This is a genomic window from Sebaldella termitidis ATCC 33386 (genome assembly GCF_000024405.1).
GTDB classification, from domain to species: Bacteria; Fusobacteriota; Fusobacteriia; order Fusobacteriales; family Leptotrichiaceae; genus Sebaldella; species Sebaldella termitidis.
The window spans coordinates 454897-471942 of sequence record NC_013517.1 but is presented as its reverse complement, the minus strand read 5'-3'; the positions used below and the strand labels follow the sequence as shown (position 1 = coordinate 471942).

Below are 17046 nucleotides of genomic sequence, written 5' to 3'. Positions count from 1 at the left end.
TACTTCACCCATTCTCTTTCTGTTACAACTTTACTAGAGTATATTTTTTTAAATTTATATTAATTTTTTAGGATTCTTGATAAACCAATCTTCATCATAAGGTTTCTTTACTATTTTTTCCAAATCTTCTAAAGTGTAAATCCAATCTGTTTCTGGCCAAGCTATTCCATGTGGATATTTTTTTAATACTATATATAAAAATTTTAACAATAATTTTTCTCTATCACTAAACCTATTAATTATAATGGCTTGAAATAATTCGATATCATCATATTCATCTAAAAATACATAATTAAATTTATTAGGTTCTTCATAAAAATCCATATAAAGTGCAGTATCTTTATTATCACTATCATAATTAGCCATTTCATCCACAACTACATGCATTCTTATTCCACCTACACCTAATTCATAACCATATTCTGATAACTTAAAATATAGTCCAGATTTTTCACATTCTTCTTTTAATTCTTGCAACATTCTTTCTATTGATATACTTTTTCCCCTCTCGAACATTACAAATGCACTTATTCCCATTATTTTAACACCTCCGATAATTCTTCTAATGAATTTACTATTTTTATTCCTTTACTATTTATAAAATTAATTTTATATCTTGGAATTTTGCTCCCCGCTAATGGTTTATCAATATATATAATTACTTCTTTCCCACTATAATTAATGAAATTATTATCCAAAGGATTTATATATTTTTCAATTTGCTCTAACTCAATACTACTTGCAGATTTTTTAATTTCAATAATTTGAGTTTTTGTTTCTATATCTATTTCTGCAGCTATTTCATTTGTTTTAACATTCTTTAGTTTCTGCCCAAATTTCTCTATCTCCACTCTCTCCTGAACAAATTCTCCCACTTTCCCTTCTATTTGTGTTCCAATATTTTTACAGAGAATCTAAACAATTTTCAAATACTATAGAATCTTTAGCATTTTTTGTCATGTATATTAAAAATTCTAATTCATTTTTATTATCAATATCATTCATACAATAAGCTATCTTCTCTTGATAATCCACTGATTTATTAAATATTTCTCTTGTTAAATTATTCCAATCTTCTTGTGTAAATTTTGAAAGCATTTCACTTACTTTACCACTTCCCTCTTCATACCAGCATTCTTCATACCAGTATTCAGAATTTTTCAAATATGAATTAAGTTCTTCATACAATGATACCGCCATATAAGCCTCCTTAATTATTCAAATATTATTGGTATAAAATCATTTTTTATTAAATCCATAGGATAACCTCCTGTTGGATATCCACTTGTTGTATAGCTCCCAATCTTCATTACTTCTATTTGCACTCCATTTACAGTTCCTCTATGAATAGTGGTTTGATCTCTCACCCTTACCCCTATTGCTTCTGTATCTCCTATCTGTTTTATTGAATTTATTATATCTGTATCACTCCAAGTTTCCGGAAAAATTATTGATTTTTTTAGTTTTGAACTTGTTCCATCTGGAAAAATTTTCTTATATCTAACAACTCTAGTTCCATCAGGATTTATTTTTATAGTTTCCTTGATCCAATATTTAGTGCTCATATCATTAATTTCAGGTGAGTGCCCTCCTATAACTATTTTTTTGGAATTAAGTTCCCCTCTTAAAATCTTATTCTCAGTCTTTTCTGAAATAAATGTCTTATATTCCAGTCTTTTAAATTCATCACTTAATTTATTTGAATAAAACTTCCCGTCATCTCCAATAACCCCGCCTTCCACACTTTTACCTGCCGCTACTGTCACTCCGTTATTTTTTAAACTATAAAATATTACTTCTTTCCACAAAAAATATTCTATTTAATTATTCACTTACTTAAATGAATTAGACTTTTCTCTAATCCATTTTATAAATTAATAATTCATACATTTTCTCTAATTTTATTAAAGATACTCTATGTACACTTCACCATTATTTTTTCTAGCCTCTTCTAAAAATTTTAATATTCGTTCCAAAATTTTCGGAATCTCTGGCCAAATTTTATCTATTTCTTTTTTATTTATCATTAATTTTTTTTCATAATTTTTAAATTGAGTTATAGCTTGAGTAATATCAGGTATTTTCCAAGGATTTTCATCTTCATACCAACCTTCATAAACACTATATACATATAATAATCCCTCAGCTTCTGTCTCTTCTGTTATCATTTCATTTAGCAGTGTTGAAAAATATCCTTCCCAAATTTCTAATCTTCTTATTTCCTCTCCATCCTTTTTATATATTAGATCTATTTCTTCTTCTTCGAAGCCTTCATAAAATTCACTCTCTCTTATTTTTTCCATTAATAATCCCTCCAATGACCTCTATCTAATATTTCACTCTCTCTTAATGTTGGTACTCCGTATTTTCTTGCTTTTATTGCATTTCTCCACTCTACCTCTGTCACCCATGTATTATCATCCAATGAATAATGGTTGGCAGGTTTTGTATTCCCACCAGTTCCCGGTATTGTCCTTCTTATAACCCAAGTATTTCCCTGTCCCTCTGGTGCACCAGGCGTTCTTGTATGCCACCTTATCTCATACTTATAGTTCGTGTCTCTCCAATTATACGATATTTGTTCATAACCCGCTGGTTTACTTTGAACTTTAATCTTAGCATTTTCTGGTATCTTAACCGGTGATCTTTTAGAAAACTCACGTGCCAATAATCTTTGATCTTGAACTGATAATTCAGAAAATTTTCTTTTTCCTAAAATTCTTGAATAAGCATCTTGTGCCTTATTATATCCATATAAAAGCTCATCATCTAAAGTTGTATAAAACCTCCCGTCATCTCCAATAACCCCGCCTTCCACACTTTTACCTGCCGCTACTGTTGCTCCGTTATTTCTTAAACTATAAAATATTACTTCCCCCTACAAAAAACCTTCTATTTAATTATTCACTTACTTAAATGAATTAGATTTTTCTCTAACCCATTTTATAAATTAATAATTTATATTTTTTATAATTTTATTAAAGATATTCTATATACACTTCTCCATCATTTTTTTTAACCTCTTTTAAAAAATTTAATATTTTTTCTAAGACTTTAGGAAGTTTTAATAAAATACCTTTGCTTGGTTTTTCAGTCACATTAAAATTACATTCATTGTATCCACAAAATTGTTCGATAGTTTGTTGGATATCTAATATTTTCCATGGTTCCTCTTCCCAATCTTCACCTATAAGTAAATCATACAATATCCCTGTTGGTTCTTCATTTTCCGGAACCATCCCAGTTATTAAATTCAAGAAATAACCAAACCATATCTCCATTCTTTTTACTACTTCCCCATCTCTTCTATATACAAAATCTATTTCTATTTCTCCTTCAAAACCTTTGTAATATTCATCATCTACTTCTATCATTAATAATCACTCCAATGTCCCATATTTAAAATTTCTATTTGTCTCAAAGTTGACATTCCACTACCTCTAGCATCAATTGCATCATACCATTCTTTTCCAGTCACCCATGTATTATCATCTAATAAATAATGATAAGATCTTTTCGTATTTCCTCCGGTTCCAGGAGTCTCTCTCATTACAACCCAAGTATTTCCTTGATCTGCGGGTGCACCTGGAGTTCGAGTATGCCATCTTATCTCGTATTTATAATTTGCATCTCTCCATCTATATGATATCTGTTCATAGCCTCCTAGTTTTGTTTGAACTTTAATCTTAGCATTTTCCGGTATCTTAACCGGTGATCTCTTAGAAAACTCACGTGCCAATAATCTCTGATCCTGAACCGATAATTCAGAAAATTTTCTTTTTCCTAAAATTCTTGAATAAGCATCTTGTGCCTCATTATATCCATATAAAAGCTCATCATCTAAAGCTGTATAAAACCTCCCGTCATCTCCAATAACCCCGCCTTCCACACTTTTACCTGCCGCTACTGTTGCTCCGTTATTTCTTAAACCATAGAGTATCATCTCCTCTTCTGACAAACCTCTTGAATAATATGCTTTCAATTCTGTAAACTTACTCTTCACAGCCGGCCCTGCCTGATATGCTCCAACCAACATCATCGGCCCGTATTCTGCTCCTGCCTCCAGCCAAAACTGACGGCTCCAGAACTCTTTCATTTCCGGCGTATCCGCTTTTCTTTCCAAATCCTTATATTTATCATATCTTGATTTTAAATTATCTAATGTTCCACCTATTAATATTGATGAAAATGCCATATCTTTTGCTGCATAACTCCCAATCGCCGCTCCCACCTGTGGAAATAAAAGCATCATAGTTCCACCAACAGCCCCTATAGTTGCTGCATTTATTAAATCTCCTTCTGCTTTTTCTTGTAATACTCTTGAATTTGCCATCATCCCCATTGCAGAATCAAAATCCTTAAATATTGATATATATTTAGTTCCTGTTATTGTTATGTCTGCCGAACCAGGTGATAGCTGACCACCGGAGGCTGTAATATCACTAGGGTCACCTTCATGTGTAGCATTTACTGACATAGTCATATTGTTGTCAGAAGCCACAAATTGTTTCAATTTACTCAGTCTCATGTCTGATACATTTGTTGACAGTGAAATATTACACGGCAGTTTTGAATCTATAAGTAGAGCTTTTGAAGAACCTATATATAAACTTTCATGCTGCTTTGTCCACTCGCCCAATACCTGCAAATCACATTTCCCTTTATATAAACACATTCCAAAATATTCTTCATCTAATGAACCTATATTCTCTTCTTTATTATCCGCTGTAGTTGCTATTCCAAATGGAATACTGCACTTCCCGCCTACATCTACAGACATTTTATTATGGCATTTTAATTGACATATTGCTGCTCCTGCTTCACAAACCAAAAGATAGTCTTCATAGACGATATCTTTATCCATTATACCATCTCCTCTATTTGAAATTTTGTATAATTTTTATAGATATCTTTTATTTCTCCGCCTAACTCTATTTCACCGCTTTTTAGGAGATGTCTTTCCTTATCAAATAATAAGTCATAACTAAAAAAACTCATTATAATATTTTTATTATAATCAACATTTATTTTATTATATTCGAGTACTTCTTTTATTTCATATTTTCTAAAATATATATCATCTATGTCATGGGTTGTTGATATTCTAAAATTTTCATTTTCATTTTTAACATTAACTTTTACTTTAACAGGTATATTAACAGCTCCGAAAAAATACTCCATACTGTCATTATAATATATTTCATTAATAAATTCTTTATTATATATCTTTGGAAAAAATATCGAAAATATATCATATGAATTTACTATATACTTTTCTTCCACCAAAAACCCTCTCATCAGTTTAAATTCCTTTTCAGTTTTTAAATTTGGAGTTTCTATATCCTTACTCATTAATTCTCTGAATTCATCCCATTCTGTTAATATCTTATTCTTATTTAATGTATCTATGTATTTCCCCTCCAGATTAAACAACACTTTTCTGTTTCTCATCAAATTATAATATTTTTGTTCTATTATATAATTGTCAGTATGTAACAACTTTAATATTTCAAAATTTATAATTATCTTATCAGAATCATTTTTTTCACTTTCTATCTGTAATACAAAGTCTTCTATTTTCTTTGCTTTTTCATCAATCATCTGAACTTCCCTGATTTTTTTGATTCTATATATTTTTTTCCCAGTAGTTTTTAGTAAATCAAATTTCATTGCCCCTCCTAATTTAATTTAGCTGCTTTTCCAGTGATATGAGTGAAACTTCCACCGCCAACATTTGTTGAAGATTGCCCACCTACAGTTACTTTATTTTTACTAACTACCGCCACACTGTCATTAGATATCACTGATGTTTTACTTTTAGATATCATACACATGCTATCTGCTTCCTCGAAAGAGTTCCCCTTAGTTGTAACAGTCCTGTTATTACTATTCACCACCAGCTGCTCACTTGTAGAAATATTCATCATATTCTTGGAAGAAAGCCCCACATGATCAGTAGTACTCACATTAAAACTGTTACTGCTCAGCTGAAAATTAAACAAAGGTGCTCCTCCTGCATTATCATCCCCGCCAAGAGTATAATTTCTCACATTAGGATTACTTGCCCTCTCATTTCCGGGATTATTTACACAACCCTGCACATATGCCAGACTGTCATTCCCATTTGGAAAGTACACAGAAACTACGTCATTTGCCTCAGGTGTCACAAACATACCGCTGTTTGTGCTCGAATACATCGTAGTATAAGGAAACTTAAATATCCCCGCATAATTATCCTTATATGCCTGTGATTTCCTGTCTGTAAGCCTTGCCAGACCATCTGTAAAATCCAGTGTAACTGTAGCTATTCCATTTTCTCCCCCTACTTCCACTACCTTAGCTTCCACTGCAGAACCGCTCATCTTCTCATTTATTATCAAAGGAAAATCATGTCTGAGCTGTTTGTCATTCAGATCTACAAGCACCATTTCACACTGTACTGTCTTATTTTCTATCCACATATCGGAACTATAAACCACCCTCACAGCTTCCTCGTCTTCCATTATCATATTTACCTTTTCCACCACATTAAAAGGATTAGTCCCTTTTATCTTATATGATAAATTCTTATCACGTCTTATAGTAGTATAAATTTCAGTTTCTACTGGAAGATCATATACTGTCAGTTCAAGAAGGCCACACACTACAGAACCTAAGTGTGTTGTCAGTCCGTAATTCATTATATTCAGCATTCTGTTCAAAAATTCAAAATCTGTTTCTCCAAACTGGAATAAAATATGTGGTATTGGTTTTCCCACAAGGCTGTCATCTATATGAAACACTACATCAGTATACTCCGCAGCTATTTCATTTATTACTCCGTCCACTGTAAGCTCCGGATTTGTGAATGTTCTGAATTTCAGTACTTTATCTAGAAGTATTGATTTCGAATATGCCAGTATCCGCCCTGATGAAAGTTCTCCCTTACTCTGTATTACCTCAATCTCTTCTATTATCCCGTCAAAAACAGCCTTAAAATCATCTTCCCCTGATTCTTTTACCCTGTTCAGCCCAATCCCGATTGTATTCATAAGAGTATAGACATATCCTTTATACTTATCTGCGTCCTTAGTAAAAAAATTAAAATTAAGTTCAAGAACATCATGTTTGTTCATAATCTTCCTGATCTTGAAATCCACATCTTTCAGATCAAGGATTTCATCATTTATTGTGATATCGGCATTTTTTACCTGATACTGAACATAATCCGTCATATCTCTATTATTATTTGCGACAATATTATTCGCGAGCCCTGAACCAGCTGCTCCTGCTGCCATCCCCTTTACAAAATTACTTTTTGATAACACATTAGAAAAAGCATTGTTTACCGCACTGTTCCCCTCTGAGTTTCTGTCTCCGGAGTTTAATGCGTCTCCTCTCAAAGCATTCAGTCTCTCCTGTATTTCCTGCTGATTTTCCGGCAAATCTTTGTTAACAGATGAACCCGAAGAACTTTTATTCCCTCCATAAAGCTCTCTCTGTTCTTTTTTATCCTGTTCTATTAATTCTTTAAGGGATTTATTCTTTATTGACATTTTTTCTTCCTCCTCAATTATTTTTATATTTTAATTAATGCTCGCCATCAAAAAAACTTATTTCATTTATTTTATCTTCAAATGGATAATAATCTATTCTTCCCATCCATATCTGGTCGTCTTTTCTCCTGATCGGACATATATAAAACCCCCAGCAGTTCTCATCTGTATAAACCAGAAATCTTGTTATATCATTAGGTACATTATCTGTTTCATTCTGGCTTATTTTCATCCTAAGACCCTCTATTAGTGGTTTGGCATCTTTATCCACAAAATCTATGTCATTCTTATATACTATCTCTCTTATGACATCATCTTCCATATTTTTCAGATACAGTTTTAATTCCATGACAGAAGATACTTTATCTATATATCCGAGATTTTCATTTGCCCTGTTTGACGTTTTTATTATCTCTACATCATCATTCTTATATGTTTTCCCCCATACTGAATACGGTATCACAGGAATCTCATTCTTTATTGTTACATTCATATGTCCGAATCTTCTGTAATCCAGATACTTTATTGCCCCGTTCAGACAGGCAAGTTTCAGTTCGTACCCGTCCTTCTCATTATCCTTTGTCTTGAATTCTATCTGCCTTCCGGGAACAAATTCCTTTAAGACATCCTGAAATATCCCGATTTTTGTGGATTGTCCGCTTAATTTTATCAGTGCATATTCTTGTAATTCTCCGCCGTCATAATAAGTGTCCAGAAATTTCCTAAGCATTTCATAAATATCAATCCTTATTATTTTTTCCAGTTCTCTTATTGTAAAAATATTCTTTGGAAATTCCGCTTCTTTCTCCAGTCTTCCATTTTCATTAATATATAAATTCCATGTTCGTAATGCAGTTATATGAAAATCATTCCTTTTTTCATAATTTTTTTCTTTGTCAAATCTTGTCCTTAATGTGTCATCTTTCTTAAAAAACTCTCTTTTGAGATTTTCAGCAGCTTCCCAAAGCAGATAAAAATTACTCTTTATTTTCCTGTACTCTTCACTTAGTTTATTTTCAAATTTTGAAAATTTAGTAGGAATTATTTTTTCAGCTTTTTGATACTCTTCCTCAAAAACTTCAAAAATTTTATCTATTCCTATTTCATTTATTGAATTGTAAATACTCTCTTTAGCATATGGTATTAAATTCTCTATGCTTATTTCTGTATTATTTATATAATTATTGGCAAGTATTATTTTCAAATATTGCATTATCCGATAAGTAAGATTATTCCCTCCAAAATTCTCATCACTATTCTCAAAACTCGTTTTCATTTCTAGATGATAAGCCACATCAAGAGTGCTCCCTATCTGAAAACTACATGCTGCAAGATCTGTTGTTCCTCCACCGCAGTCTATTACCAAAGCCTTATATTCTGTACCTTCTTCATAATTTTTCTTTCCCAGTCCTGATTCTATAGTATTATAAAGAACAGCTACAGCTTCATCCATAGCATTTTCACTTATTACTTCATATTCCATAACTGTTTCTTTTCCGATTACTTCATCAACATATGTGATTTCCGTAATATATTCATCATCTTCCATGATTTGTTCAATTACATTTATTTCATCTGTTTTTACAGCTTTAATTTCCTCTTCCGCAAACTCATTATCTATTTCAATCTGAGAAATTAAAAGCTCATTTTTCAGTTCATCTGCTCTTTCACCATGACCGCCAAACTTTTCTAAAATTTCCTCATTTGTCAGATTTTTGGTCTCTGTGTTTTCTATTTTATCTGATTTTTTTTCCAGATTTATTTTTATTTCTTTCCTTGGTACAGGTATCTTAGTTATTATTTCCCTTCTCCCTGTTTTTTTTATTTCTAAAGTAAAAATATCCTGCAACATATTCAAAAACTGCTCTTTCAGTCTCACAGGACTTGTGGCATGTATCTTTGTAAACTTACATTTAAATAAATACTCTGCCCGTGATATTACATATTTCAAATAAGCCTTTATTATTTCTTTCCTCTCTACCTCACGCATATTCCCATATTCATCGACTATTTTCTCTTTTTTATTATTTTCATAAACCCATTTTTTTAATCCGTAAAATATTGTCCCGTTTACTATATAATCATTGGACTCCAGTTTTCTCCTTGCATCATGACCAAACAGATATTTTATATCTTTCACATCTTTACAATTCTCAATATATGTAATCGTAGGGTAGATTATACTGTAATCCCACTCTCCGTCAGGAAATTTTACATAATTTATCTCATCTAGTTTTATATTTCCATTCAGAATATCATTGCTTGGAAGCTTACTCACATAGTTTCTGTCAAGATACACTCCTGCTGTAGTATTCGCCGTCCCAAAGTCTATACACAGTACTGCTGTTGTTTTTTCCAGCTCCCTGTACTCGAAATTTTCTATCCCTATACAATAATAATCAATTTTTCCCGGATATCTCGACATTTCTCCAATATCCTCCATATTATAGAATTCATAAGGAATCTTAGCATCTCTTTCTTTAAAAAATATCAGAGAAAATTTGCTGTTTTTTAGTCCGTCTAAATTCAAAAATTCCTTTTTACTCACCAGATAATACTCATCCATCGAATCCAGATCTTTTTCCAGACTAAGAATTCCGCATAAATAATTATTGGCATTTACCAGAAAAACATTACTGCTGTTCACATATTCCGGAATAACTATTTTATAGTTATCTTCCCTTGTCAGATCCAGATCATTATATATTATTATTTTATACGGTATTCTTATTCTTCCTTCAGGATGTAATTTATTACCAAGCTTTCTGTCCAGAAACTGCTGGACATAAAAAAAACCGTTTTCATTATATTCCCTGATTTTATTCTCAAGCCTGTATCCCCTGTATTTCAAAAGCAGACTTATAAGCTGCTCCCTTGTTGGTGTTGCTGCATATGAATCCAGTATCCTTTCTTCTATTACAATTTCATATAAGTCATAATATGATTTTTCCCTTAATTCTTCCTCATGATACAGTTTTTTCATTCCGCTCTCCTACTTTTTATTATTCCCCCTAAAAAATAACCATCTCCCCGATCCTCATCACTTCATCTACTCCCAATACAGGAAAATGTGCACCCCAAAAACATCTGCTCTTAAGTCCTAAAGGCATAAAAAGCTTCTCTATCAAAAGTTCCTTTTTCTTATTCTCGGAACTCTTCTTCTCATTTATATAAATTATTATTTTCTCCTGTTCATCTATAGAATCATAAATTATAGAATCCTTATATATCTTTGACATTACCTTTTTGAATATCTCCCATTCCCTGTCATATCTATACTTATCCTGTATCCCGTCAGCTATTGCTATCTTTTCCCTTCTGTTCAAAACACTAAAACACTTCTGTATCTCTTCTCCGTATCTTCCCTCTTCCAGCTCCCTTATTATTATCCTGTTCAGAATTATCCTCTTATTCAGTCCTTCCTGTAAATCCAGATTTCCAAGCATATGAAGAAGTATATTAACCATCTCCCCCTTCAGCTTTTCGCCAATCGGAAGATCGGGATTCATAAACTCATTAAACACATGAGTAAATCTGTAAAAAGGATTAGTCTCCAATATATATTCCTTATCCAAAGCAGCGTAATTTATCTCTTCCATATTCAGTTCCATATATGGCGAGATTTTCGGCGATACTTTGAAATATATCTTTTCAGTATCTTTATCCTCACTTATCAGTTTATGAAGCGAATACCAGATATACTGATACTGTTCTTTTTTCATCTCCATTCCAATACCCCCTTCACATTATATTCAGGAAACTTATACTCCACACTGGCGAGCAGAAAGCTTATTTCATCATAAAAATACTTATCCTGTTTTTCATATTTGAAATACAAAAATAAGGTATCTTCTTTCTTCCTTGGTATACTCACAGTTTTATTAAAAGCTATGTTCGAATCGTAACCTGGCACAGGGTTACCGACATACTCATTCAGCTTTACCTTTGCCAGCCTTACACCTTTTATCTCAGAATAACTCTTTATTATCTCAAACACTTCGCTTTCACTTCTTGTCCTTGATTTCGAGTTTTCCTTCAAAGCTCCCAGAACATCTATTTTCTTCCTGTTCCCTTTCGGAATAAATTTCAGATCTGAATATTTCTCCATTTTGTCTATTTTTCTTATATTCCAAAGCTTCCATTCGTCTTCAGGCTCAGTATCTGTATAAATATGCAGAAAATTCTCAAATCTTTCTATGGCATATATCTTTCCGTCAGTAATTTTCACAAGATCCGTTTTAGACTCATTGGAATAAATCTTATATCTTGACATATTCCCGTCAATAGTTTTTCCTCTTGCCTTATCCAAAAGTATACTTTTCTCCTGAATATTACTTACCAAAAAATAGTTCTCATGCACACTTTCTGTAAATTCACCATAATTAATCTTTACTTCTCCTAATTTATCAAATCCTATATTATCCGGAAGCATGCTGATATAAAGATTAAAAAATCTTCTGCTGTATGGTGTATAAAGTACCCGCCACTTTATACCATTCTTACCAAATACACTCAATATCTCTTTTTCCTGATTTAGATACTTTTCTTCATATTCCACGCTTATTTCATAATTATATGAAGTTCCATTTAATTTAAGATTTCCTCTGAAACTTTGCTTTTTAAACTCATCTATTCTACCTAAATCTTCATCTAAATATATTTTTCTTAAAAATACCCTGTTTCCGCTTCTTTTCAATATTTCTTCTTTTTTTTCTGTATCTTTTTTATCCAATGGAAAGAATATCTCTGAATATTTATTATATATCTCTATGTTTACAGGCATAGAATAGATTGTATAATCCTGCTCCTTCTCAAGATATCTGTTTTCTATATTTTTCTCCATTTCAAGAAGCTGGAGCTCAAAATTATTCTCTATATACTGAATCCCGTTTGATGTCAAATCTCTCAAAAACTTTCTTTCTTCCTCTAAATCTAATTTTTTCAATGTTTCCTTTATTATCTTAGACTTTATGTATTTCATTCATCCACCTCTTCAAGTACTGAAAACTCAAAATCCTTATTCTGATAATTCAAAGCTGTGATAATATAGCTTATTATCTCTGTTTTTAAATAGTCATCCACAAAATCAAATTTCAAATATACCTTGCTTCTTTTATTCTTCATCTCAAACTCTTCCTTCAAAAAAGACATAAAATTCAAAAGTTCCATTTCTCTCTCATTTTCCCCCAGCTCAAATTTTATATCAGATAAAACAATATCATCTTTTACTCCAAGATTATCAACAAATTCAGCTACAGACTCCTTATAGTAGAGTATATTCCCGCTGTCTTGCAGATGCATTTCATTTGAGTACACCTTATATGAAAGATACTTTTCCGTTTCACTGTCTGCTTTATCCAGTATCTCCCAGATTTTCAGCCTGTGCCCTGTCTTTTCGCCCGTCACAAAAACAAGAGTTTCATGATCCTCAAGATAAGAAAGCATAAGCTCTCCTTTTTCTATATTAAGAAGATATTTCCTGTCCAGCGGGATCTTAACCTTATACTCATATGTCAGTATCTCCTCTGCTGGTTTTATATACTCCTCACTATCGAATTCCTTTTCTTTTATATTCCAACACAAAATATGCCCCCTTAATACAGGAACATCCAAATTATATATTATCTCTTTTATTTTTGAAGATTTTAAAATATCTTTATCATAGTCAGTAAGATATACTGACATAAATTTTGAAATGTAAGGTATATTTATTACTTTATAGTTTATCTTGTTCTTTTCTGTTATCCTGAATAATGTCTCCATTTTATTAAAATACCTTTTGTCTGAAACTAAACGAAATGTTGCTTTATATTCCCCCGTGTCAGTTTTTATCACACCACTGACAGGTCTGTTTTCCAGCCCTTTTATCTCACCCAAGGATTCTTTCAAAAAAAGATTCTCTACAAAAATCTTCCCCTTTGAAAAATTTATCTCTTCCAAAAGATCAACCACATTTAAATCTTCCGGAATTACAGGATAAAAATTATTTTCAAATATTTTTAATTCATCCTTACTGATTACTGTCCCGTAAATATTATATTCATCATAAGAATATTCCACAGAATTAAATATCTTATTACGTAAATCAAAAAACTTTCTGTTTAATTCTTCATTTACTTCTCCCAAAGTATACCTTATTACTTCCTGTACAAACTCATCCTTCATAAACTCCCTTTCATTTATACCGCTTTTATAATTTTATTTTTTAAAATTATTTACATAATATTACATTATTTTTATATTTATTAATTTAATTATTATATCACACAAATAATATATATTAAATATTTATACTTAATTATTTAAATAAAATTTTCTTTTTTATATCATATTCATATGAAGTTTATGTGAAGATTATATATTATAGTTTTTTAATTTATAGATTTTTTTATTTTATGGTTATATAAAAAGACTATGACAAAGCATGGTCTTTTATCTATAATTATTATGATCCCATACATACAACATTAGTTGTTTCCTCCCTACCTTTGACCATAATAGTTATGGTTTCTGGCCTTTTTATAGTTTTAGAGCGAGCCGTCATCCATAAATTTGGAGGAACACATCATGATGAGCCTTATTGCAATAATTATTCTTATAATAGCTAGTATCCTTCACACTTATAAGACTTTATTATCTCACCATCTCATCATGCTTTGTTTTATATTTCTTCAGAGCTGTGAATGAAACTTTCAAATATTTTCACTTTTGTCATTTTTTTAGTTCATTTTTGAATTTAGATCAACTACCGAACATGCGTGAATATATTCGGAAATTTGTCTACCGCACTATTTATTTAAAGCATTGAATCACCTCATTCAAAAATTATTTCAAGTGTTTCTGTTATTTTCTTCTTAGTTTCTTCATCTTTTAGGGTATCTAATTTCTTGACTATTCTAACAGAGCTTATACTTCTCATTTGATCTAATGCAATTTGTCCTTTAGTTTTTTTCGTATCAATGTCAATTCTTGTTCCCCATTGTCTGTGAACACTTGTAATAGGGGCAGCAATCAACTGATTTGATAATTTGTTATAAATATCTGAGCTTATAACAATATTCGGTCTAGTCTTTGTTATTTCCGTTCCTACAAACGGGTCATAATTAATTAACAATATTTCATATTTTTTATAACTCATCTTCAAACCCCTGCCAATCTGACCATTCTTTTTCGTCATTTATTACACCGTTCTCTTTAAAGCTTTTTATAAAATTTTCTCTAAAAGCTGTTTTTTCATGCTTCTTTATAAAAACCCCCTCATCCTTAACCTCTAAATCTATTTCATCACCTAATTTTATATCAAGAGAATCTAAGATTTTTTTGAAATTAAAGTGCCATAAGAATTACCTATTTTTATAATACTAGACATTTCAACCACCCTTTCGTAATAACATGTTATAACTAGTTACATAATAAAACACCGAGGATGTCAACTTTATTTTCATTTTTTGATTAGTTTTAAATTAAATAATAAAGTTCTTCAGGAATAAAAATTCATATGCCAGGCTACAGCTGGCCGACATAGTCAAAATACTTTAGACATTGAATTCATTTTTTTATCTTATAAAAATGTTCATAAGACTAAGTTCCATAATGATTTTTATATAAAATAAAATTAAAAAAATCAATTGATATTTTCAGCTGTCTTTGTACTCTAATTTTCCGTGATATAATATATTTATTATAGAAAAGGGTTTTATATGAAACAACCAAACGAACCAAGGCCTAAAGACGCGTAAAAGCCCAGTGATGGAAGAAGAAAAAAGTTAAAATACGAATAAAATATTGGTTGCTTGAAGATAATTTAGGCGTTTTCTTTACACCAATATTTATGGTAATATTTTTGAATAACAAGAGGAGAGTACAATGTTTTTTTATGATATTATACCTAACCGTGTGAAAGAGAAGTTGGAAACTAAAATGTATAATCCCAATGAAACAATATTATTTGCAGAGCAGGAGAACAACTACATTTATTTCTTGATAGAGGGCACTGCTGAGGCGTATATTCAAAGCCCTTACGGAACATTTGCTACTCTGTATTTTTATGAAAAAGGAAGTTTTTTTGGTGAAATAGAACCATTCTACGATGGAAGGAAACCAGTTGAGATTACAGCCGTTACATCATGTATTGCCAAACGACTTTATAAAACAGACTTCCTATCATGGTTACAATCTGATTTTGAGGCTACTAAATTTTTAATTAAGGAATTAGCAAATAAATTGATAATAAACACTGAATTGGTAGAACATTTACTAAGCCTTACCGTGAAAGAAAGACTTTTGAGAAGTATTCTATTACATTATCGGCGAGGCACTTTGCAAAATCTCACAAAAGCAAATTTGTCAAAGGAAATTAACACCCCTATTCGGAGTTTAAATAGGGCTATCAGCACTTGTGAGAGCGAGGGGATAATTTCATATAGTAACAACACATTTTTGATTAAGGATATGGCAAAACTCCAAAAAAGTGTGCCATATTTATAATGGCGGGTCAATTGACCTCGATAGAATTTCTCACTTTTGCTATACTGAAAAAAGGAGAGATTTTCATGAATAAAATTTGTAAAAAAAGGAGAGATTTTCATGGACAAAATTTGCAAAAGAATATTACAAAAAATAGAAATACAGGACTTTTTCGACAGAATTTGTTCTTTGAATACAGCAGACTTCAATTCTATTTTATTGAAACTGTTTTCACTAAGAACAGCGAAATCCACACCACAAAAAGTCCTGCATACATTCAGGGAAAATCGCTTTGTTGCTCCGAGCAGCTTTGACCCGATTAAACTGCACCAATTGGAACTTGAACTATTATCAATGACATCAAAAGCCGGAATTACAAACAAATTATTGTCCCCGGTTGCACCGATTGGAAGTTGTAGTGTGTTTGGCTGTGTAAACCAAAACAATGTATTAAGTGCGGTACGGAATGTTGAGGTGCTTTCCGATCCGTCTAATATTCTGGCAATCATGCTTTCCAATGATATATTGAACAACCAAATTGACCATACCCGCTGTACACACTATGCAACGACGACACGCGTAGTTAGAGGTCAGAAGTGGGAAGGCGAAAATCAATATGCACATTTTGGGATTTTTTGCATTGTATCCACCGCACAGGATAAGGGTTCTTATCTGTGTGAAAAGGAGCTGTTAAAGCACCATCTTCAATTCTATGATAATTTAATACAGACAAGATACCATCGTAAAATGACGATTGTGCTAAGACGGCGAACTGGATATACAGCCTATGAGGACTTTTTTGAAAAAATGTACTCTGCTACAAAAGAGATGTTTCCTGACACTCCTATTTCTGTTGTTCTAGATAGTGAGAACAACAACTACTACAAAGGAATCAATTTTAAGATTTATATGCAAAAAGATAACGAGCAAATTGAGATCGGCGATGGTGGTTTTGTTGATTGGATTAGCAAAATGACTGGGAGTAAAAAAAATCGGTGTTTAATAAGTGGTCTTGGTTTGGAAAGGTTATTATTGCTTTAGGAGA

The 17046-nt window shown here is 31.6% G+C and carries 17 protein-coding genes; 2 read left to right on the top strand and 15 right to left on the bottom strand.

The annotated features are described in order from the left end of the window. Positions 1 to 54: 54 nt before the first annotated feature. From STERM_RS02075 to STERM_RS02005, 15 genes are all read right to left on the bottom strand, one after another. Positions 55 to 537: a hypothetical protein gene (locus STERM_RS02075; protein WP_012859897.1), complete on the bottom strand. Its 483-nt coding sequence runs from the start codon at positions 535 to 537 to the stop codon at positions 55 to 57. After that, on the bottom strand, positions 537 to 875 hold the full coding sequence (locus STERM_RS02070) for a hypothetical protein (RefSeq protein WP_012859896.1): 339 nt from the start codon (positions 873 to 875) through the stop codon (positions 537 to 539). The genes STERM_RS02075 and STERM_RS02070 overlap by 1 nt, the downstream gene beginning before the upstream one ends. A 28-nt stretch (positions 876 to 903) precedes the next feature. Beyond that, the gene (locus STERM_RS02065; protein WP_012859895.1) at positions 904 to 1200 is read right to left on the bottom strand and encodes a hypothetical protein; all 297 of its coding nucleotides are present in this window, start codon (positions 1198 to 1200) and stop codon (positions 904 to 906) included. Positions 1201 to 1214: 14 nt separating this feature from the next. Then, entirely contained in the window at positions 1215 to 1808 is a 594-nt protein-coding gene (locus tag STERM_RS02060) for an EndoU domain-containing protein (RefSeq protein ID WP_012859894.1), read from the bottom strand. A 96-nt stretch (positions 1809 to 1904) separates the two neighbouring features. After that, positions 1905 to 2303: a hypothetical protein gene (locus STERM_RS02055; protein WP_012859893.1), complete on the bottom strand. Its 399-nt coding sequence runs from the start codon at positions 2301 to 2303 to the stop codon at positions 1905 to 1907. Beyond that, positions 2303 to 2818, bottom strand: coding sequence for a hypothetical protein (locus STERM_RS02050; protein ID WP_012859892.1), 516 nt, complete (start codon positions 2816 to 2818; stop codon positions 2303 to 2305). Before STERM_RS02050 ends, STERM_RS02055 begins: the two co-directional genes overlap by 1 nt. Before the next feature lie 160 nt (positions 2819 to 2978). Next, complete coding sequence (locus tag STERM_RS02045) at positions 2979 to 3374, bottom strand: hypothetical protein (RefSeq protein WP_012859891.1); 396 nt, start codon at positions 3372 to 3374, stop codon at positions 2979 to 2981. Beyond that, positions 3374 to 4864: a PAAR-like protein gene (locus tag STERM_RS20995; protein ID WP_012859890.1), complete on the bottom strand. Its 1491-nt coding sequence runs from the start codon at positions 4862 to 4864 to the stop codon at positions 3374 to 3376. The genes STERM_RS02045 and STERM_RS20995 overlap by 1 nt, the downstream gene beginning before the upstream one ends. Next, positions 4864 to 5670, bottom strand: a complete 807-nt coding sequence (locus STERM_RS02035) for a hypothetical protein (RefSeq protein ID WP_012859889.1) — start codon at positions 5668 to 5670, stop codon at positions 4864 to 4866. The genes STERM_RS20995 and STERM_RS02035 overlap by 1 nt, the downstream gene beginning before the upstream one ends. Before the next feature lie 8 nt (positions 5671 to 5678). Further along, positions 5679 to 7535, bottom strand: a complete 1857-nt coding sequence (locus STERM_RS02030) for a contractile injection system protein, VgrG/Pvc8 family (protein ID WP_012859888.1) — start codon at positions 7533 to 7535, stop codon at positions 5679 to 5681. A 34-nt stretch (positions 7536 to 7569) separates the two neighbouring features. Next, positions 7570 to 10518 (bottom strand): acetate and sugar kinases/Hsc70/actin family protein, encoded by a 2949-nt coding sequence (locus tag STERM_RS02025; protein WP_012859887.1) that lies wholly within the window; start codon positions 10516 to 10518, stop codon positions 7570 to 7572. 28 nt (positions 10519 to 10546) lie between these two features. Continuing rightward, a complete protein-coding gene (locus tag STERM_RS02020) occupies positions 10547 to 11263 on the bottom strand; it encodes a hypothetical protein (protein WP_012859886.1) in 717 nt (238 codons plus the stop codon). Further along, positions 11254 to 12516: a hypothetical protein gene (locus tag STERM_RS02015; RefSeq protein ID WP_012859885.1), complete on the bottom strand. Its 1263-nt coding sequence runs from the start codon at positions 12514 to 12516 to the stop codon at positions 11254 to 11256. The genes STERM_RS02020 and STERM_RS02015 overlap by 10 nt, the downstream gene beginning before the upstream one ends. Beyond that, the gene (locus STERM_RS02010; RefSeq protein WP_012859884.1) at positions 12513 to 13700 is read right to left on the bottom strand and encodes a hypothetical protein; all 1188 of its coding nucleotides are present in this window, start codon (positions 13698 to 13700) and stop codon (positions 12513 to 12515) included. Before STERM_RS02010 ends, STERM_RS02015 begins: the two co-directional genes overlap by 4 nt. Positions 13701 to 14349: 649 nt before the next feature. Next, on the bottom strand, positions 14350 to 14712 hold the full coding sequence (locus STERM_RS02005) for a type II toxin-antitoxin system PemK/MazF family toxin (RefSeq protein WP_049768963.1): 363 nt from the start codon (positions 14710 to 14712) through the stop codon (positions 14350 to 14352). Between the two features lie 689 nt (positions 14713 to 15401). Between STERM_RS02005 and STERM_RS02000 the strand changes: the two genes are divergently transcribed. Beyond that, a complete protein-coding gene (locus tag STERM_RS02000) occupies positions 15402 to 16022 on the top strand; it encodes a Crp/Fnr family transcriptional regulator (protein ID WP_012859882.1) in 621 nt (206 codons plus the stop codon). 99 nt (positions 16023 to 16121) lie between these two features. Then, positions 16122 to 17042 (top strand): hypothetical protein, encoded by a 921-nt coding sequence (locus tag STERM_RS01995; RefSeq protein ID WP_012859881.1) that lies wholly within the window; start codon positions 16122 to 16124, stop codon positions 17040 to 17042. Positions 17043 to 17046 lie beyond the last annotated feature (4 nt).